The organism is Vibrio sp. Vb2880, from assembly GCF_033337975.1.
GTDB classification, from domain to species: domain Bacteria; phylum Pseudomonadota; class Gammaproteobacteria; order Enterobacterales; family Vibrionaceae; genus Vibrio; species Vibrio alginolyticus.
Window position 1 is genome coordinate 384,341 of record NZ_JAWORT010000001.1, and the last position, 18,544, is coordinate 402,884.

General features: G+C 45.5%; 17 protein-coding genes. 6 read left to right on the forward strand and 11 right to left on the reverse strand.

Annotation, left to right across the window (positions count from 1 at the left end):
- Positions 1-68 precede the first annotated feature (68 nt).
- Both R7M92_RS01680 and R7M92_RS01685 read right to left on the reverse strand, forming a co-directional pair.
- Positions 69-2,615, reverse strand: coding sequence for a glycosyl hydrolase family 18 protein (locus R7M92_RS01680; protein ID WP_318132545.1), 2,547 nt, complete (start codon positions 2,613-2,615; stop codon positions 69-71).
- 369 nt (positions 2,616-2,984) lie between these two features.
- Positions 2,985-3,488, reverse strand: a complete 504-nt coding sequence (locus R7M92_RS01685; protein ID WP_258642427.1) for a DUF2850 domain-containing protein — start codon at positions 3,486-3,488, stop codon at positions 2,985-2,987.
- A gap of 328 nt (positions 3,489-3,816) precedes the next feature.
- On the opposite strand from R7M92_RS01685, the gene R7M92_RS01690 reads away from it, so the two are divergent.
- A complete protein-coding gene (locus tag R7M92_RS01690; protein WP_318132546.1) occupies positions 3,817-4,101 on the forward strand; it encodes a pyrimidine/purine nucleoside phosphorylase in 285 nt (94 codons plus the stop codon).
- Positions 4,102-4,233: 132 nt separating this feature from the next.
- Positions 4,234-4,515, forward strand: a complete 282-nt coding sequence (locus R7M92_RS01695; RefSeq protein WP_318132547.1) for a hypothetical protein — start codon at positions 4,234-4,236, stop codon at positions 4,513-4,515.
- Between the two features lie 3 nt (positions 4,516-4,518).
- On the opposite strand, the gene R7M92_RS01700 is transcribed toward R7M92_RS01695, so the two are convergent.
- Positions 4,519-5,667, reverse strand: coding sequence for a GGDEF domain-containing protein (locus R7M92_RS01700; protein ID WP_237305608.1), 1,149 nt, complete (start codon positions 5,665-5,667; stop codon positions 4,519-4,521).
- Between the two features lie 507 nt (positions 5,668-6,174).
- Between R7M92_RS01700 and R7M92_RS01705 the strand changes: the two genes are divergently transcribed.
- Positions 6,175-7,515 carry an MATE family efflux transporter gene (locus R7M92_RS01705; RefSeq protein ID WP_318132548.1) on the forward strand — a complete coding sequence of 447 codons (1,341 nt, stop codon included), beginning with the start codon at positions 6,175-6,177 and terminating at the stop codon, positions 7,513-7,515.
- Positions 7,516-7,613: 98 nt separating this feature from the next.
- Here the strand turns inward: R7M92_RS01705 and R7M92_RS01710 are convergent, their stop codons facing one another.
- From R7M92_RS01710 to R7M92_RS01720, 3 genes are all read right to left on the reverse strand, one after another.
- Positions 7,614-9,293 (reverse strand): RluA family pseudouridine synthase, encoded by a 1,680-nt coding sequence (locus tag R7M92_RS01710; protein ID WP_318132549.1) that lies wholly within the window; start codon positions 9,291-9,293, stop codon positions 7,614-7,616.
- A gap of 117 nt (positions 9,294-9,410) precedes the next feature.
- Entirely contained in the window at positions 9,411-10,031 is a 621-nt protein-coding gene (locus R7M92_RS01715) for a DsbA family protein (protein ID WP_005482835.1), read from the reverse strand.
- Positions 10,025-10,891: an MBL fold metallo-hydrolase gene (locus R7M92_RS01720; protein WP_025545336.1), complete on the reverse strand. Its 867-nt coding sequence runs from the start codon at positions 10,889-10,891 to the stop codon at positions 10,025-10,027. Before R7M92_RS01720 ends, R7M92_RS01715 begins: the two co-directional genes overlap by 7 nt.
- Before the next feature lie 126 nt (positions 10,892-11,017).
- Between R7M92_RS01720 and R7M92_RS01725 the strand changes: the two genes are divergently transcribed.
- Together R7M92_RS01725 and R7M92_RS01730 are read left to right on the forward strand one after the other, a co-directional pair.
- Entirely contained in the window at positions 11,018-11,905 is an 888-nt protein-coding gene (locus R7M92_RS01725) for a LysR family transcriptional regulator (RefSeq protein ID WP_140209661.1), read from the forward strand.
- A 95-nt stretch (positions 11,906-12,000) separates the two neighbouring features.
- Positions 12,001-12,804 (forward strand): HAD family hydrolase, encoded by an 804-nt coding sequence (locus R7M92_RS01730; protein WP_318132552.1) that lies wholly within the window; start codon positions 12,001-12,003, stop codon positions 12,802-12,804.
- Between the two features lie 107 nt (positions 12,805-12,911).
- On the opposite strand, the gene R7M92_RS01735 is transcribed toward R7M92_RS01730, so the two are convergent.
- From R7M92_RS01735 to R7M92_RS01755, 5 genes are all read right to left on the reverse strand, one after another.
- Positions 12,912-13,301 (reverse strand): hypothetical protein, encoded by a 390-nt coding sequence (locus R7M92_RS01735; protein ID WP_005464976.1) that lies wholly within the window; start codon positions 13,299-13,301, stop codon positions 12,912-12,914.
- Positions 13,302-13,325: 24 nt separating this feature from the next.
- Positions 13,326-14,423: a GGDEF domain-containing protein gene (locus R7M92_RS01740; RefSeq protein ID WP_005383270.1), complete on the reverse strand. Its 1,098-nt coding sequence runs from the start codon at positions 14,421-14,423 to the stop codon at positions 13,326-13,328.
- Positions 14,424-14,428: 5 nt separating this feature from the next.
- Complete coding sequence (locus R7M92_RS01745; protein WP_005374384.1) at positions 14,429-14,884, reverse strand: hypothetical protein; 456 nt, start codon at positions 14,882-14,884, stop codon at positions 14,429-14,431.
- A 445-nt stretch (positions 14,885-15,329) separates the two neighbouring features.
- Entirely contained in the window at positions 15,330-16,169 is an 840-nt protein-coding gene (gene fghA, locus R7M92_RS01750) for an S-formylglutathione hydrolase (protein ID WP_064354455.1), read from the reverse strand.
- A 62-nt stretch (positions 16,170-16,231) separates the two neighbouring features.
- On the reverse strand, positions 16,232-17,380 hold the full coding sequence (locus tag R7M92_RS01755; RefSeq protein ID WP_017821027.1) for an S-(hydroxymethyl)glutathione dehydrogenase/class III alcohol dehydrogenase: 1,149 nt from the start codon (positions 17,378-17,380) through the stop codon (positions 16,232-16,234).
- Between the two features lie 293 nt (positions 17,381-17,673).
- Between R7M92_RS01755 and R7M92_RS01760 the strand changes: the two genes are divergently transcribed.
- Positions 17,674-18,480: an arylamine N-acetyltransferase family protein gene (locus R7M92_RS01760; protein ID WP_213870800.1), complete on the forward strand. Its 807-nt coding sequence runs from the start codon at positions 17,674-17,676 to the stop codon at positions 18,478-18,480.
- Positions 18,481-18,544 lie beyond the last annotated feature (64 nt).

The window sequence follows — 18,544 nt, forward strand, 5'->3', positions numbered from 1 at the left end:
AGTTAAATCCAAAAAGGACAGCCGAAGCTGTCCTTTGTTTATTTAGCAGAACGTCTGCAAGGCTGAAGTTAGTTACAGTTAGCTACGCCAACTTCTTTCCAAACGCCCCATTCGCCAGATTGGCTAGGATCGTCACCCTGAGTCCACCATTTCGCTTCCCACGTTTTACCTGCGTGAGTCACTTGGTTACCACCTGTGTACACTGCGCTCGCATCCCATGCGTTGTCACAAGTACCAGGGTTCGGATCGGTTGCGTGCTGTGCAACAACCACTGTCGCGCTTGCCGATGAAGACGCTTTACCGTCGCTCACACTTACAGTGAAGCTTAAGCTTGTGTCTTGCGGGTATTCCGCAGCAGTGAACGTGACTTTAGAGCCTTCAACCGTTGCATTCAGACCTTGAGGTAGAGTCCAGTTGAATGTCAGGGTATCGTTGTCTGCATCGCTAGACGCAGATGCATCTACAACCACAACGTCACCAGCGTTTGCTGTTGCTGGAGCAACAACTTGTGCAACTGGTGCGCTGTTCACTGGGTCAACAACACCTGCTGGTTTCACTGTTACTACAACGAGGTCAGATGCCGTTGCACCCTCGTTATCAGTCACCGTCAGCTTGAAAGTTAATTGCTCTTCAACAGTAACTTCTGCTGCATCAAAGCTTGCTTTCGCTGTGTTTGCACCTGTTAGTACCACTGCTGTTCCAGATACTTGTTCCCAAGCGTAGCTTGCGATGGTGCCGTCAGAGTCTTTTGACAGGCTGCCATCTAGAACCACATTTGCAGGACCTGTTACTGATTGATCTGCGCCAGCTGCGGCTGTTGGTTTACGGTTTGGTTGAGGAACCACACCGCCAGCCATACCTTCGTGCATTGCATTGAGAATGTCGCCGTTATCCGCGTCGATTTCCCAAGAGAATAGACCAGCAAGACCAAGAGACTTCGCGTAGCTACCTTTTGCTAGCACTGAGCGATGGTCATCAAATGTGATCAACTCACCCGTTGTACGGTTCCATACCCATGGTGCTTCAGCTTGTGCATCGTAGCCGTACTCGAAGCCGTTAATGCCAGTGTTGTTTGCACCTAGCATGAATGACTTAATGCCTTTGTAGTCAATTACGCCATCTTCCCAAACACCTTGCGCTGTGCTGCCCTTCAGTTTACCTGTAGCAGTACCTGTCATTGGGTCGTTTGGATCTGTGAGTGTATCTGGAGTTACGCCTTCCCAGCCACGACCGTACATTGCTGTACCAAGTACTAGCTTGTTTGCAGGAACGCCTTGAGCAAGAAGAAGTTGGATGCCGTTATCTGCTGTGTAAGCAGGACCTTTGTACGGTTCGCCGTTCTCATCAACGCCACTACCGTCACACTGACCAGGACGCATGAATGAACCACAGTAAAGCGCAGTTTGGTGACCAGGAACGTTATTCCAACCGCCGTAGAAGTCGTAAGTCATTGCGAAGATGTAATCCATGTACTGCACCGCATCTGCGTAGTCTACGTCTTCAATCTTGTCGTAACCGACACCGATAGCGGACGTTAGCTCGTAAGTACGGCCTGTCTCAGTTTCTAATTCATCAAGCATTACGCGCAGTTCACGCATCAGTGCGATGTATGCTGGGCCATCGTTTACAGGGTCGCCCTTATCGGCTGCTGCACCGCCGCCGCCAGGGAATTCCCAGTCGATATCAACACCGTCGTAGAATTTCCAAGTTTTCAGGAACTTCTTAACTGATGCGACGAATGTGTCTCGGTTTTTCTTGTCCACGAAATCGAAGAATGGGTCAGACAGTGTCCAACCACCGATCGATGGGATGATTTTTAGATCAGGGTTACGTTGTTTCAATGCCATTAGCATTGCGTAGTTACCCTTGATAGGCGTGCTGTATTCATGACCAGCTTGTGGGAAGCTCTTCTGATAAGCAGCCCAAGGGTCATGGATAACGACTTCATAATCAGGCACACCTGTACAAGCAGTTTGTAGCGCGTTGAAACTGTTGCCGCCAACAGACTTCACAGACTCATTTGGGCCACAAATTGGGATAAAACCGTAAAGGATGTGAGTCAAGTTGTCGACCGGCATATTATCGACTGTGTAGTCACGGCCATAGATGCCCCATTCAACAAAATACGTACCCATCACGACGCTTGGATCGGTATTGTAGGTTTTGTTGTTTGGATCAACATTCATCGTTAGTGGCTTCAGGTGAGAACCATCGGTATCTGCAATTGTGATTTCAGCTGGTGCGCTTTTCGCACAACCTGTCGCATCACATGCTTCGATTTCCATTTGGTATAAGCCACCTTGGCCGTATTCAAACGAAGCTGTCGTTTGGCTACCAGTGATAGGGCCGCTTGCTACTTTTACACCATCAAAATAGACGTTGTAAGTGTCACCAGGTGTGCCACTCCACTGGTTAAATTTAACAGTAATCTTCGCTTGCTCATGGTATTTCACCATGTCGTAGTAGCCTGACGTGGTTTCCATCGCGAGTTCAATTTTAGAAAACTGAAGGTTGTTGGAACCGTACATATCGATACTTGGTGCGGTTGGAGCCGCAACTGCAGCGCCTGATAGCGCTAAAGCAACTCCAGCTGCACATAGGTTAAATCGAATCATAACTTCTCTCTCAATCCTTGGATTCATGTTCTACCTAGAACATAGGCTGCTCTTGCACCAGATAAGATGATTGGATTTACTCCACGTGCAAAAGCATCACACTCAGCATTTCAGAGAGTTTTTTTTCGTCAAAAAAAATTAAGACGGTTTTCGAGGCACTTGAGAGAACTTAACTAAAACTCGCACTCTGTTACACAGAAAGTGTCAGACTGAGTCAATAATTTATAAAATCTCAGCAGAAACTAAAATTATTGTTTACTCAGTAACGAGTTAGTTAAATGCGATGAAGGCCTTATTTTGTTGTTTATTAAGGTTTTGTTTCATTGATATAGAAAGAGAATTGAAAGGAAAAATAGCCGTGAAGACGTATTAGTCACGGCTGAAGTGTTCACTCAACGCGGCGCGACGTTTAGAGGCTGCGCCGGTTTCTGAGCCCTGAACGGTATGCTCAAATCCTTTACGAATGAATCGCTGATCTGGAATAAGAGGCTCAATACGGCGTATTTGAGGTGAAAGATGAGAGCCCGAGATCTGATACGCGGTCTTTCCTAATCCGGTATTCAACGTGATGACCTTGCCATCGAATTCAAATTCCGTCGTAATGAGTCGATGGTTTCGGTATACCCCATCTTCAGTGAAAACGAGACGTTCTGTTTGGTAGGGTGGCGCGCCAATCTCAATCCATTCGCCGTACACCTTTTCCGGATCAATGTGGTCTTGATAGGAGAGGTGGATTTGATAGCCAAAAAACGTCAACAGACCCATCCCGAAGCAAACAAATGTAATCTTGAGGATTTTGGATTGGTGGCGAGCCAAAAATGAAAGTTTTGGTTCTTGTCGTGCTTTTCGCCTTCGGCGAGTTGAGTCCGTCATAGATCTAATTTTCTCCACTTTTTTAACATGGTGGAAACCTTCCTTTTTAAAAACAAACAATCCCGCCATTGAGACGACGAAACTATGATCTAATGTCCACTTTTACATTCAGATACACATCTTATTGATGGTTTTGTTGTTTGCTCACATTCATTACTTCGCAGGTTTTCTTGCTCGGTTTAGGTCGCCTGATTAATCCTCGCGAAAAAAGGTTCTCGCTCAGTAGCAAAGGATGTGCGTTATTACGTTGAGTTTAATGGCTTTCAAAGCTTGAGTAACGGAAAGAAACAAGGTAAAAAAGAGCGGACTTTTGATAAGGAAACCAATAATGAATATTAAGGAAAATAGCTATTTTGCTGGTAGTGTAAAATCACTAGGCTTTAACCAGAAAGATCAGGATTTTAGCGTTGGTGTGATGCTTCCTGGTGAGTACACGTTTGGTACTCAAGCACCAGAGCGTATGACGGTTGTAAAAGGTGCGCTTGTGGTCAAGCGTGTTGGCGAGAGCGATTGGACGACTTATCAAAGTGGTGAGTTTTTTGAAGTGGAAGGTAATTCTTCATTTGAGCTTCAAGTGAAAGAAGCGACTGCGTATTTATGTGAGTACTTCTAGCGTTCATTTGTTGCTCGTCATAAAACCACCTTCGGGTGGTTTTTTCGTCTATGTGCTTCACTTATAACGCATCTTTTTGGTTATTTGGGTATATACTTAATAAAAATGTACCCATCGACCAGGGAGGAAGTGATGGCAGTACAACGCAAGCATTCTGATCTCCCTCCTCGTTACGAGGATAAAGATCTCACCAATGAGCAAAGACAGCGCTTTACCGAAGTTGCCAACGCCGCTCATAAGAGACGTGAATTTTATCGACGTGCTCTAGGAAAGAGCTTAATGGGCAAAATGAAGAGCCGTGCGTTTAAAGATAACCCCACTCGTCAGCAAGACAAGCCGAACAGAACGTTGCAAGTAGTGTGGTTAATCGTATTCCTCGTTGTGGGGCTTTGGGTGATGCATGTGTTCGCTTAGTCATTAGCAAGCTTCTGGTACCGCTGGTGCATCAGATGTTGACTGTTCTTCCGTATTGCAGTGCTCATAAAAGGCGTACTGGTTTTTACCAGTATGTTTAGCTGCGTACATTGCTTTATCTGCACATCGAGTCAATTCAGACAAATCCTTTGCATCTTGCTTATAGATAGCAGCACCTACACTCATTGTTAACTCGTTAATCATATCGTAGCTTCGGTAACCTGTCGGAAACAGATTCACGATCCGTTTTAGGATGCTGTCGAGGTCATCTTTACTTTTTACATCGTAAAGCATGATTACAAATTCATCGCCCGCAAATCGAGCGATGGAGTAGTCGTGTTTATCGGTTTTTCTGTCTTTGTTGCGAATGTTATTTTTTAATCGAGTTGCGAAGGCTTGAAGTACTTGGTCACCAATATCGTGCCCGTAGGTGTCGTTGATGTGCTTGAAGTTATCGATATCGAGAAAGACCAATGCGGTGATGCTGTCATCAGATGAGTGCTTGATTTCATCGAGCTTTGCGCGCGCCCAAGTCTCAAAGCTCCAGCGATTGGCAAGCCCAGTGAGCTGGTCAAAATATGCTAACTCCTCAATCCCCTCACGATACAGTGTTTGAATGTAATTGAGGACTTTCGTGTAGTAATACGAGAACGTGTGACACACAAACGCGGTCGCTATCAGGGTCAGCATCAATCTCTGCTCTATGATTTCTGTGGCTGTTGGCAGTCGATCTAAAAAAGCGACCCCAAAAAAGATCAGTAAAATGTAGGTGCCACTGAACAACAGACCGACCTTAAACTCATTAATTAATACCAGAGTGGCGACAATAGGATATAGCCATAGCATCTTGCCTGACGGAGCGTCGTTATACAGAAGTAACAATAACCCTTCGAACATTAAGACAGCACTTAGCCATAAGTCGGCGTATTGATGGTGCCGCTGGACTTTTATTACATAACTGATTGCTAAGCATGCCAAGGCACACAAAGCATGGAAAAAGCTTAAACCCCAGTTATTCTCAAGTGATTGAGCAATGGAACCATAAGTTAAACAGGCAGCGGCGATACTGGAGCATAAAAAGACAATTTTCTTTTTTCTTGTTGAGCGGATGTCCGCCATTTCTTCTAAGCGCGCCCCAGCCAATGTCGACATTACGTATCCTTGCTTAATTAACGTGTACGCTTATTCTAGGCGGTATTTTCGCGATAAATAGAACAACAAAGTTTCCAAATGTGATATCAGTCATTTTTAGTGCAAAGCCATCAGTGTGATTTGGTGCGAGTGTTCAAAGAGGAATGGTGGCGCATGCAGGTTTTCATGACGGTTCTTCATGGCTCTATATGGTTGGACTGATAACTCAAAGTAATGTATCTAGCTGGAGATATTTCTATTGATTATCCTGATTCTGTTCGGTGCTCGTTGATTGAGAGTATTGTTCACCAATCTCTGCTCTACGTATCGTCAAGGCATATGTCGTTTCGAAAATGCATTAGAAATATTTTTCCGAAACAGGGCGAAATATTGTTGTCGTTATGACCAATATGCGACTAGAATCCGCGCTAAATCACAACCTCATATCGAGCTTCGTTCGAGTCACTATTTTTAAACTGCTTCACAAATATTGTGAGGCAGTTTTTAGTTGTAGGAAAGGTTACAAGCATGCCTAAAAGCCAAAACATCAACCAACGAATGTCCATCGTGGCATTAGCTTGGCCAATTCTTGTCGAAATTTTGCTACGGACGGCTTTAGGAACCAGTGACGTGTTCATGCTGAGTAGCTACTCAGACAAAGCCGTATCCGCTGTTGGTGTGATCACGCAGATTACCTTCTTTTTAATCATCGTTTCGACCTTTGTCAGTAGCGGTACGGGGATTTTGATTGCCCAATACAATGGCGCTGGACGCGAGCAAGAGTCAGTGAGCGTTGGTGTTGCGAGTATTGCGTTGTCTGTGCTCGTCGGTGTGCTATTGAGTGTGATTGCCGTGCTTGGTGCGATATATCTACTCCCGTATTACGGCTTGGAAGCGCAAGTCGAGCAGTACGCTCATGAATATCTGCTGATAAGCGGTGCGATGACGTTTAACGTTACGATTGGCGTTGTTTTTACAACTATTCTGCGTAGTCATGGTTATTCACGTTCCCCAATGGTGGTGAATTTGATCTCGGGTGTGTTCAACATCATTGGTAACTATATTGCGCTTTACCAGCCATTTGGTTTACCTGTGTATGGCGTGCAAGGCGTGGCAATAGCAACCGTCGTCAGCCAAGTCATCGGTACGTTAATGTTATGGTTTATTCTCGCGCGCAGCAGCATTGAGCTACCAATGTCGACCATGAAACAAGTGCCCGTAGAGATTTACAAAAAGATCTTAAAAATCGGCGGCATGAACGCGGGTGAGGTGCTGTCTTACAACGTGGCGCAAATCTGCATTGTGTATTTTGTGGTGCAAATGGGGACGGCATCGTTAGCGGCTTTCACTTATGCGCAAAACATTGCCCGTTTCTCGTTTGCTTTCGCGCTGGCAATTGGTCAGGCAGCGCAAATTCAGACTGGTTACTACATCGGTAAAGGTTGGGTGAGCAGCATTTTAAAACGCGTACAAATCTACTTCTTAGTAGGATTTGTGGCATCAACGGCGGCAACCACACTGATTTACCTGTTTAGAGAAGAGATTCTGCGCGTATTTACCGATCAACCGGAAATACTCGTATTGGCAAGCTCGTTAGTCATGGGCTCAATTTTGCTCGAGGCCGGACGTGTGTTTAACCTGATTTTTATCGCGGGGCTCAAAGGCGCGGGTGACATCAAGTTCCCAGTGCAAATGGGGATTTTGAGTATGTGGGGACTAGGCGTGCTTTTCTCTTACATCTTTGGCATCCACTTGGGTTATGGCGTTTTAGGGGCTTGGATGGCAATCGCTCTCGATGAATGGGTACGTGGTATCATCATGGCAAGACGTTGGCGCTCTCAGGTGTGGACCAAGTTTAAGGTGAGCTAACGGTTTTCGGTATCGCGCATCACGCTTATTCTGTTGTTAGAAAACAAAAAAAGGCACTGATAGTCAGTGCCTTTTTGTTATTTAAAATCGGGAAGACGTTAGAATTCGCACTCAGCTTGGAACACCATACGCTCTTTGCTGTATGGATGATCCAACTCTAGCATCTCAGCATGCAGGTGTAAGCGATTCGATTTTTCGCCGTATAAACCATCACCAACCATCGGCATGTTTAACCCCATGTGATGAGCACTGTGTACACGTAGTTGGTGAGTTCGCCCGGTTTTCGGATACATATATACCTTGCTGCGTCCATCTTTGACTTCAATCAGTTGCCAGTAGGTTTCTGCATGTTTCCCGTGTTCAAAACACACCAGTTGACGTGGGCGGTCGTCTGGGTCACCACGCATTGGCAGTGAAATTTCCCCTTCAGGCTCGTTTAATACGCCTTCGAGCAGTGCCATATAACGTTTTTGTACGCCGCGAGACATAAACTGTTTTTGCAGACTTTTGTTCGCGCGCTTAGTTAAGGCAAACACCAAAATGCCAGAGGTCGCCATGTCGAGGCGATGAATCACAAACGGCCCTTCCACATCAGGGTACATCGCTTGTAGGCGCGTATAAGCAGAGTCCTTGATAGTTTTACCAGGCACTGAAAGTAAGCCCGAGGGCTTGTTGACGACGACCATAGCGTCGTCTTGGTAGATTATCTCCAGCTCTTTGTCTTCTGCCCAATTCTCCGCCAATGGGTTAGGTTCGACATCCAGCCCTTGCATCATATGGCCCAAAATCGGCTGACATTTGCTGTTGCACGATGGGTAGAATTTTTTGTGTTGGCGAACTTCAGACTTTGGCGACACACCCCACCAAAATTCTGCCAACGCCAGCGGTTTGAATCCGTATTTAAACGCGTATTGAAGCAGTTTTGGCGCAGCACATTCCCCTGCACCTGCTGGTGGTACTGGGTTTGTGGTGTCCGCAAAAATGTCCACCAAGTCGCGTGTTTCGCCATGGCTGTTTAGAAAGCGGTACTGTTTATGCAGTTTGTGCTGTAAAGCGTTGGAGAGTGTTTTGCGCTGCTCTTTCAGATGAGCAAGTTGCTGCTCTAACTCGGCCAAGCGCGCTTCTTTGATTGCAAGCTTTTCATCCCACGCTTGCTTTAAGTATTTGAGAACGTTTTTCTCGGTGACACTTTGCTTACCCAACTCATCCAACAAGATTTTGAGGTCATCGGCATTGAGCGTTTGCTCGCCCTGTTGGCGCTGTTGTTTGCGTGCGGCGCGGCCGTCAATCATCACTTGGCGCTGTGTTTGCTCTTCTTGCTGATAAGCGGCTCGGTCGGCTTGGATTTGCGCTTTAAGCTCCGCCAATTCCGGATTCGCGGCACAGGTTTTGTACTCCGCATTGGCGGCGTTGATGGCATCTGTCTCTGCGCGGAAGAAGCCTTCATCGGTCAGCATGTCGTATACAGGAGGGACAAATCCTGGAATCAAGTTTTGGTCGGCAATTTTGCCAGAAAACGCACTTAAAAAGCCGAGCTCGCCTTGAGGGCTTTCTACCAGCAATACGCCAAACATTTTGCCTCGCCCCGTTTCTTCATTAACCAAACCAAAATCGTGTTCGAAGTCGGTTTGCGCTAATAAGTACTGTTGCAATTGCTTTGCAGCCATAACGCAAAGAGGATGCGGCGTGTAGTAGAACGGAAACGTAAACTGCGTTGGTAATTCATAGTCAGAAGTATCAGCAGTAAAACGTGTAAAACAATGTTCAGGCGAGTGCATGGTGGGTATCCGCGCGAGTAAAAATTCGAGCGAGGATTGTACCTGTTTGAGTCAGGATTGCCATGTCGGTGTGTGCACTCGCTCTTGGATTAAGGACAAGAGCGAGTGGGGAAGAGTTTATTGCAGTTTTTGTAATGCAAGCTTCCACTGTGCCGGTTTGTCGTAGTAGGTCGAGTGCGGCAAGGTCAGGTACTCGCCATTTACTTCTGCAATCAGGGTTGGATAACCACCAACGTGTAACTGGCGCATCAACTGTCGGCTAGAGCGAATTTTCTCATCTAGATCGGCTTCGCTTAACGTCATGTTTTGCTCCCACACATCGTTTGCTAAACCTAGCGATTCTGCAATGGCTTTGAGCGTCGATGCTTCATTCACTTTTAACCCGAGCTGATAATGCGCGGATTGGATGGCCTTTAGCATGTGCCATGGATTCAGCCCCATTTTCTCCGCACTCAAGATCGCTTGTGTTGGTAGATAAGAATCAAGAACAAACGCATCTTCGCTTTTCACGCGTTGCAGATATGCTTCACCAAACGTTGCTCCGGTTTCGGTTGCGATACGAGCGTCACTGTTGATGATGTGCTGACGAAATTCAGATTCAATCGCGCGTTTCTCAATCATACCGCCGGGATGAAGCTCTACCTTAAATTGAGAGGTGTCCATCAAGGCTTCGATGAGTGGTGATGCCCCGTAGCACCAACCACACATGGGATCGAAGAAGTAATGCACGGTTACCATGACATTTCACCAGTATGCACTTTCGCACCGATTTCTAGCGCGATTGGCAATTGAGCTTCTGGGTATTTCGCTGACATGGTGTCAATGAGTTGAACGCTGTTATTGCTGTGTTTTTTCGCTTGCTGAAAATCCTGCAAATATTGTTGCGAGTAGTGAATGGTGTCTGCGTTCAGCTTTGTGCCTGCTTTCATGTGACCAGGGATGACCACTTGAGGTTTAAGCGCAAGCATCTCGCTAAGCTGTTGCTCCCAAGCATTGATAGCGGTTTGGTCAGCGGCATCGGCCATCCACAAATGTACGTTTGAGTACACGGCTACGTTACCTAGAATCGCTTTGTTATCTGGAATCCATAGGTAAGGGCGGTGTGCTGATGTGCCATGGTTACCACGAATTTCAATCTTATGACCTTCTAGCTCTAATGATGCTTTATCGTACGCGACAGGGATCACTGGTTTTACCGGTGCGTTTGCGCCCAGCTTTGGTCCCCAGTACGCCAGCTTTCCAGCCAATTTCTCTTTAATAATTTTTTGAACCGCAGGCGTTGCGATGATCTGCGCATCAGGGAACTGTTGGTGTAGGGCCTCTGCGCCAAAGTAGTAGTCTGGGTCCGCTTGGCTGATAAAAATGGTTTTAAGCGTTTTGCCTGAGTCCAACACTTTAGCGGCAATGCGCATCGCGTCAGCTTTGGTGAAGCCAGTGTCGATGACCATGGCGTCAGTCTCACCGTATACCAAGGTTGAGTTAACGTGGAAGCTGTTACCGTCGGCGTTGTAAACCTCAAGAGTAAGGGGAGAGTGGTTTGCCGCTAGGACAGGGCTTGCCATTAAAACGGATGCAGCAATCAAAGTGAATTTTTTCATAATAAGCTCCTAAAGAATTTGGGGCCAAGCGACGACGGCTTGGGAACGGGAGCTATATTAGGAAATTGATACGCTCGGAAAAATACACAATAATGTGCATCACTATTTCTTATTTCGAGCAAATGTATGGACAGAGTAACGGCAGCAAAAGTATTTGTGGATGTGGTCTATTCTGGCAGTTTTACCGCGACCGCAGAGCGGTTAGACATGTCTCGGCCTATGGTGACTCGTTATGTAGAGGCGATGGAGAACTGGCTGCAAACTCGTTTGTTGCACCGCACCACGCGCAAGGTGTCGCTCACCACCGCAGGGGAGCGCAGCTTGCCTCAGATTGAGCGCTGGTTAAAACAGGCCGATACGTTGACGTCGAACATTGCCGTTGATGGTGAGCTGTCCGGAAAAATCCGTCTCGCGTCTAGCACTTCATTTGGATTCTCACAGTTGATCCCAGTAGTAAACAGTTTTATGCAAAAGCACCCCAAAGTGCATATCGACATAGATCTGCAAGACTCAGTGAGTGATCTAACCGAGCAACGCATCGATCTGGCAATCCGAATTGCGTCAGATCCCGATCCTTCTTTGATTGGTAAGCCGATTGCGGTGTGTGAATCGGTGTTGGTGGCATCGCCACAATACTTGCAAACTCACCACGCGATCGCGCATCCGCGAGATTTATCTTCACACGACTGTTTGGGTTACAAAAACTTTGAGCGTCACGTGTGGCATTTGTCTCAGGGCGACCAGTTCGAATCGGTGGGAATTGAGTGTCGCCTAACCAGCAATGAGGCCACGGCGTTATTGCATGGCGCGTTACAAGGCATGGGTATTTCGATGCTGCCAACCTATTTGAGCAATATCTATCTGCAATCGGGTCAGCTTGAGTCGGTGTTGCCGAATTGGAAGCCAAATGATCTCAACATTTACGCGCTGTATTCATCACGTAAACACTTGTCTCCTGCGGTGAGAGCCTTCATCGATCACAGTGAAGATTACTTTAAACTGCACCCTTGGTAATCGCGAAAGGCGTCGTTGTCCCGACTTGAGATTCATACAAGATCCTGTACCTTACATGGATATATTTTTCGCAGCGTCATTTAGAGTTTTAGTTAATGTCACAAGTTCGCATCAAATTTATTGCTTCCGATATGGATGGCACTTTGCTTGACCAATACGGTCGTTTGGATCCAGAGTTTTTCGACCTGTTTTTGCAACTGGAAGAGCAAGGTATTTTGTTCTCCGCTGCGTCTGGTCGTCAGTATTACAGCCTGCGAGACACGTTCGCGCCAATCAAAGATAGAGTGTTGTATGTGGCCGAAAATGGCACCTTGGTGATGTACCAAGACAAAGAGCTCTACAGTTGCGCCATTCCTAAAGCGGAAGTGGCGAAGATTGTGAAAGCGGCTCGTGAAATTGATGGAGCGAACATCGTATTGTGTGGCAAGCGCTCGGCGTACATCGAAACGCATGATCAGCAATCACTGGAAGAGTTTCAAAAGTACTACCATCGCTGTGAAATGGTGACGGATTTGCTTGAGGTCGAAGACGAGTTCATCAAGGTAGCGATTTGTCACTTTGACGGTTCGGAAGAGCTCCTGTTCCCGACCATGAACGCGAAGTTTGGTGCAACGCATAAAGTTGTAGTGAGCGCAAAAATTTGGCTGGATGTGATGAATGCCGAGGCCTCTAAAGGCGCGGCCATTCAGCATCTTCAAGAGACGATGAATTTTACTCCGGCAGAAACCATGACGTTTGGTGATTACCTCAACGACCTTGAAATGCTGCAAGTCAGTGAGCATTCGTACGCGGTTGCCAATGCGCATGAAGAGATTAAGAAAATTGCTCGTTATTCTGCGCCAAGCAACCAAGAGGCTGGGGTACTCAAAGTGATTAAAGAGAAAGTGTTAGCGAAGTAACGCCCTCCTTTCGATGTTACTTTCTTCTTAACGTAAAAAGCCCCGCAGTACATGCGGGGCTTTGTTTTTTTGTGTGTGATGGGAGGGGGGAGTAATGTTCCCGTTTTTTAGCGCACGTAGTTGGCAGTTGCGCTGACTAAAAAGTGCTGCAACTTTCCATCCGATTTTGGTACCCACAAGTCGTTGTGGTATTGGTAGATACGGCCATTGACGGTCACAGACAAGGTGTTATCACCCGTTTGTTCCATGCGAATAAACTGATCCGAAGTGACCAAAAACGGCTCTTGCTCTTCAATGCTCTGGCCCGTTGCCAATACGAAGTAGCCGAATCGGTTGCCAGCATCCGGATCGGTTGAGTAGATTCGATGTCCAACGAGGCTGTAGTCGTCGTTGAGTGCCTGCTCAAGCGTTTTTTGCCCGATGGTTTCGTGCGATGGAATAAATACCCAAGCCAACACACCTGCCGCAATGACTGCCAGTAGAAGCAGTACTTGCATGAACTTTCTCATCATATATACCGTTTAACGTTGAAATTTCATTTTGTACATGCGCTTATCCGCTATGCTGATAAGAAAGTCAACATTGTCACTGTCTTTAGGGTATTGCGCTAAGCCCATGCTTGTTGAAAGTGTTGAGACTTTATCGGAGTTTAATATTTGTGCATCAAAGACGGTATTTATCTGCTCACGTACGTTCTCTTCATTGAGATGTTCACCTTCAAGGATAACCGCGAACTCATCTCCTCCCATGCGATAAACAGTAAAATCATTGAGTGCCATAGAATTAAGCCGCCTAGCGATTTCCCGCAGTACAGTGTCGCCAACTTGGTGTCCGTGTGTGTCGTTGACTTCTTTAAAACCATTTAAATCTAGAATCCAGAGAGAAAAGGGCCTTTTTTCTTGAGTAAATTTGTTTAGGGTTATGAATAGTGCATTGCGGTTCCCTAGGTTCGTCAAAGGGTCACTTAGCGCCAATTTTCTATGAAAATGGGATTCACGATAAAAGAAATAAGTTAGAGAGATAATCGACAAAACGAACGTCGCAAACAACATATATTGTGCTTGCATTAAGCGCTGGGTTTGACCTTTTTGTGCTTCATAAGCTTTACTGCTTAGGCGGAAGTTTTGATTAACGAAGTCTATTAAGCCTAAATATAGTGTTTGAGTTGAACGATAAAATGCAGCAGCAGCTTGGCTGTCACCTGTTCTAGCTTCTACTAGTTGTTTTTCTAGCTCTTTGAACTCTTCAAAAAGATTAATGAAGTAAAGGTGCATGTTGTTCCGAGAAAAGAACTTATTGGCTTTCGTGCTACTGGTCAATAAGTCAAAGCGACTCCACGCTAACTCGTATTGAAGCTCTGCACCATCAATATTCAATACGTTTTCATCTAACCGTCTGGCCTCGCCGACAAGTTCTGATAGTTCTTTGGAGAGTTGGAATAAAAACCAAGTCGCTTGTTTTTGTTCGTTATTAAAATTTTGTGAGAGTGAACGTGTTTGCTGTAAAAGCACGACATTCGCGAGAAGCAAAGAAACGGCAAACACCACCAGCAGCATTTTGCTGGTGGTAGAATATTGCAATATTCTTTGTTTCTTAGAATAGGGTTCTGATAACTTCATTCTTATTATTTTTCTTTTATTTCATTTACTTGCCATACCATTTGCGCATGATATTTATTGTAGTTTAGCTCTGGATAGAGATTGAGTGGATATATCACCCAGAAAGGGCCTTTATTCCTGACTTTTATGTAATTCTGATCTTGTTGATAAGCCAGTATTGGTTGATATCGAAGAATATCTTGTCGGGACAATGTCGAGTGATAGTCGTTTAAGCTGCTGATATCAACCTGCTCTGGTACCTTTCCGTAGACGTGTGTAAGAAGCGTGCTGAGTTTAACGCCTAAAAACTCTGACGAGGCAGGAAGCCAAGGCAATGTCATCGTGTAGCTAGTGGTAGGTAAAGCTTGGATCTCTTCCAGTTCCAGTATGACACTAGGCTGCTGGCTACTACTAAATACGATCGTATTTGCAGACAAGAATGGCGCAACAAAAAACAGACCTAGCGCGACTATCTTTTTCATCATATGCCCTTTTGAGTTTTATTCTTTTTTCTTAGCTAGGACAAAGGTGCTAGCGGTAATTTATTTATAATTATAGAGCCAACCGGATGAGATTTTATAATACGTTATGTTTCAAAAATAACTGTCGGTTTACGTCACGTCAAGGTTATTAAGTTGCTTCTTAATTAAAAGCTCAGAGTGTTGGGATGATGGTAGAGTTTCGTAATGATTTCGCGGTATTTAATTGCTTTTTAGTGCAACTTTGTATCATTTTTAATAAAGATACTGTGTCGGAAATGAGAATTTAATAAGGCGAGAAATGGGACGTCGAATTTGTTCTTAAGTTACATTATTTTACATATTTAAATCATCGATATTCAGATATGTATTTGTTAGTACGTAAAGAAAATAAAGTCACCTAGTTTTGGTGACTTTATTTTTTATTTCATGAGCTTACTTAATTTAACTATGCAAACAAATATTTTGCATGGAAGTTGAGGTGCTCTTCAATAAAGCTTGAGATGAAGTAATAGCTATGGTCATAGCCTGGTTGCATTCTCAAGGTTAGGTTTGAATCGTGTATTTTTGCCGCAGCAATCAGCGCTTCCGGTCTAAGCTGCTCATTTAAGAAGCCATCAGCATCACCTTGATCAATCAAAATTGGTAATGGTGATTGTTGTTGTTTTAGAAGTTCACTTGCATCGTATTGCTTCCAGCTTTCAAGCTCCTTGCCTAAGTAAGCAGTAAAGGCTTTTTGTCCCCAAGGGCATTGCATTGGGTTACTGATTGGACTGAACGCTGAAATAGAACGGTACTGTTCTGAATTTTTCAGACCAATGGTGAGCGCTCCGTGGCCGCCCATACTGTGACCGGAAATTGACTTCACGTCAGAGACTGGGAAGTTACTTTCGATGATCGCAGGTAACTCCTCAGTCACATAGTCGTACATGCAGTAATGCAGTGACCAAGGTGCTTGCGTCGCATTAAGGTAAAAGCCAGCTCCTTTTCCTAGGTCATAGCTTTCGTCGTCAGCGATACCTTCGCCTCTCGGACTTGTGTCTGGTGCAATGATCGCAATGCCAAGCTCGGCCGCCATACGAAATGCGCCCGCTTTCTGCATAAAGTTCTCATCGGTACACGTTAAACCAGAGAGCCAGTATAGCGCGGGTACGGGATTTGATTTCGTTGCGTTAGGTGGCAAGAATATCGCGAAGCGCATGGTGCAGTTTAGGGCATTGGATTCGTGTGTATATTGCTTGTGCCAACCGCCAAACACTTTGGCTTGGCTTACATTTTCAATGGTCATGAATAAACTCTCTAATTAGCAGAAGGAATTCAGGCTCCCCAAAAGGAGAGCCTGAGGCAGCATTATTGATCCATATGGATAACCGTTCGGATGCTCTTACCTTCATGCATCAGATCAAACGCTTTGTTGACGTCTGCTAATCCCATTGTGTGGGTAATGAACTCCTGTAAGCCGAATTCACCAGCCATGTAACGGTTTACGATTTCTGGAAGCTCAGAGCGACCTTTAACGCCACCGAAAGCGCTGCCACGCCATACACGACCAGTTACCAGTTGGAATGGACGAGTTGAGATCTCTTGACCTGCACCAGCAACACCAATGATGACTGACTCACCCCAACCTTTGTGACAGCACTCAAGTGCTTGGCGCATCACGTTTACGTTACCGATACATTCGAATGAGTAGTCAACACCACCGTCTGTCATTTCAACAATCACTTCTTGAATTGGCTTGTCGAATTTTTGTGGGTTGATGCAATCAGTTGCACCAAGTTGTTTCGCTAGGTCGAATTTGCTTTCGTTGATGTCTACACCGATGATGCGGCTGGCACCAGCCATGCGAGCACCGATGATTGCAGAAAGACCGATACCCCCTAGACCAAAGATTGCCACTGTGTCGCCTTTTTCAACTTTAGCTGTGTTTAATACCGCACCCATACCAGTGGTTACGCCACAACCTAGAAGACAAACTTCTTCAAGTGGTGCTTCTTTGTTTACTTTCGCTAGTGAGATTTCTGGAAGAACCGTGTACTCAGAGAAAGTAGAACAACCCATGTAGTGGAAGATAGTTTCGCCGTTGATAGAGAATCGGCTTGTGCCATCTGGCATTAGGCCTTTACCTTGAGTTTCACGAACGGCCTGACATAGGTTCGTTTTGCCAGATTTACAGAACTTACACTCACCACATTCAGCAGTGTAAAGTGGGATAACGTGGTCGCCAACTTCAACGCTTGTTACGCCTTCGCCAACCATTTCAACGATACCGCCACCTTCGTGACCAAGGATTGAAGGGAAGATACCTTCTGGATCGTCACCTGATAGTGTGAATGCGTCAGTGTGACAAACCCCAGTTGCTACGATGCGTACTAGCACTTCGCCGGCTTTTGGAAGTTGTACATCAACTTCTTCCATTTTAAGCGGCTCACCTGCAGCCCAAGCGACCATTGCTTTTGATTTTATGTGAGTTTGACCAGGTTTGATTTCAAGCGACATTGGATGTTTCCTTTATATTTTCAGTATATGGAGTGACGTAATAAGCGTAGTTAAGGTTTGCTTACCGCGCTTCGTCGTTTTGTTGGTGCTCATTTTAGGTGTTTCAGTAAAAATGATAATCCGTCCATTTTGAAAATGATTTTTACATATGCGTAATAATGATAAGGTGAGCGTGTAAAAAGAGTGCGATGCCTCCTTAAAGCGGAAGGGAAATGGAAAAGGTGATTGACCTGAAGTTAGATAGAGGGGCTAAAGTAGAAAACTGTCAAACCATCAGCTAAGTAAGAGTGATTATGAATAAGACGGATCTGAGTGCCTATTTAACCAAGCTAGGCTTGCCTAGTGAATTGCCCGCCGATTTGGAGTCATTGCACAGAATTCACGTGGCGCAGCATCGTTGCCTGCCGTTTGAGAATTTTGACATCGCATTGCAGCGAGGCGTCTCTGTTGAGATTGAAGATATTATTCAAAAAACCGTGTACCACTCTCGCGGTGGTTACTGCTTTGAATTAAATGGTTTAATGCTTGATGTGCTCAACACTCTTGGGTTTGAAGCGCGAAGTTTGCTAGGGCGTGTACATGTGTCTGGTACACCAACAGGTCGTAGTCATCAAATCACGTTAGTGACGTTAGAGGAACAAACATGGATTGTCGATGTGGGTTTTGGCTCCAATACCCCTCGAGCGCCATTGCCATTTATCCTTGACCAAGTGATTCAGACGGATTTACAAACCTTCCGTTTTGTCAAAGATGCTCAGTTTGGTTATTTCCTCCAAGTGCTTTCAACCGATGGAACGGACACGTGGAACAATCTATACAGCTTTGACCTAGAGTTTGTGTTTGCTGGTGACATTGCATGTAGCAACTTCTTTACCTCGACTTCGCCTAATTCGCGTTTTACTAGCGCAAGAGTCGCTGCTAGAGCGACAGAAAGTGGGTTGGTGACGCTGCTTAACTACACACTCAGATGCGCCAATCATGAAGCGCTAACAGAAATAGAGCTAGAGCCAGGTCAAACCTACCTGGATGCGTTGAAAGAATATTTTGGCATTGAGCTTGATGCGCAATACGACGAACTTCGTCCGTTACCTGACGCGTAAAGTTTTCCCGTTTTCAAAGCGTAGCGCGACGAGAACAATGTAATCACTATTTGTCTAGAAGAGG

Coding starts and splice junctions, on each gene's coding strand:
- R7M92_RS01680 (WP_318132545.1), bottom strand. CDS start 2,615: ATGATTCGATTTAACCTATGTGCAGCTGGAGTTGCTTTAGCGCTATCA.
- R7M92_RS01685 (WP_258642427.1), bottom strand. CDS start 3,488: ATGACGGACTCAACTCGCCGAAGGCGAAAAGCACGACAAGAACCAAAA.
- R7M92_RS01690 (WP_318132546.1), top strand. CDS start 3,817: ATGAATATTAAGGAAAATAGCTATTTTGCTGGTAGTGTAAAATCACTA.
- R7M92_RS01695 (WP_318132547.1), top strand. CDS start 4,234: ATGGCAGTACAACGCAAGCATTCTGATCTCCCTCCTCGTTACGAGGAT.
- R7M92_RS01700 (WP_237305608.1), bottom strand. CDS start 5,667: ATGTCGACATTGGCTGGGGCGCGCTTAGAAGAAATGGCGGACATCCGC.
- R7M92_RS01705 (WP_318132548.1), top strand. CDS start 6,175: ATGCCTAAAAGCCAAAACATCAACCAACGAATGTCCATCGTGGCATTA.
- R7M92_RS01710 (WP_318132549.1), bottom strand. CDS start 9,293: ATGCACTCGCCTGAACATTGTTTTACACGTTTTACTGCTGATACTTCT.
- R7M92_RS01715 (WP_005482835.1), bottom strand. CDS start 10,031: ATGGTAACCGTGCATTACTTCTTCGATCCCATGTGTGGTTGGTGCTAC.
- R7M92_RS01720 (WP_025545336.1), bottom strand. CDS start 10,891: ATGAAAAAATTCACTTTGATTGCTGCATCCGTTTTAATGGCAAGCCCT.
- R7M92_RS01725 (WP_140209661.1), top strand. CDS start 11,018: ATGGACAGAGTAACGGCAGCAAAAGTATTTGTGGATGTGGTCTATTCT.
- R7M92_RS01730 (WP_318132552.1), top strand. CDS start 12,001: ATGTCACAAGTTCGCATCAAATTTATTGCTTCCGATATGGATGGCACT.
- R7M92_RS01735 (WP_005464976.1), bottom strand. CDS start 13,301: ATGCAAGTACTGCTTCTACTGGCAGTCATTGCGGCAGGTGTGTTGGCT.
- R7M92_RS01740 (WP_005383270.1), bottom strand. CDS start 14,423: ATGAAGTTATCAGAACCCTATTCTAAGAAACAAAGAATATTGCAATAT.
- R7M92_RS01745 (WP_005374384.1), bottom strand. CDS start 14,884: ATGAAAAAGATAGTCGCGCTAGGTCTGTTTTTTGTTGCGCCATTCTTG.
- fghA (WP_064354455.1), bottom strand. CDS start 16,169: ATGACCATTGAAAATGTAAGCCAAGCCAAAGTGTTTGGCGGTTGGCAC.
- R7M92_RS01755 (WP_017821027.1), bottom strand. CDS start 17,380: ATGTCGCTTGAAATCAAACCTGGTCAAACTCACATAAAATCAAAAGCA.
- R7M92_RS01760 (WP_213870800.1), top strand. CDS start 17,674: ATGAATAAGACGGATCTGAGTGCCTATTTAACCAAGCTAGGCTTGCCT.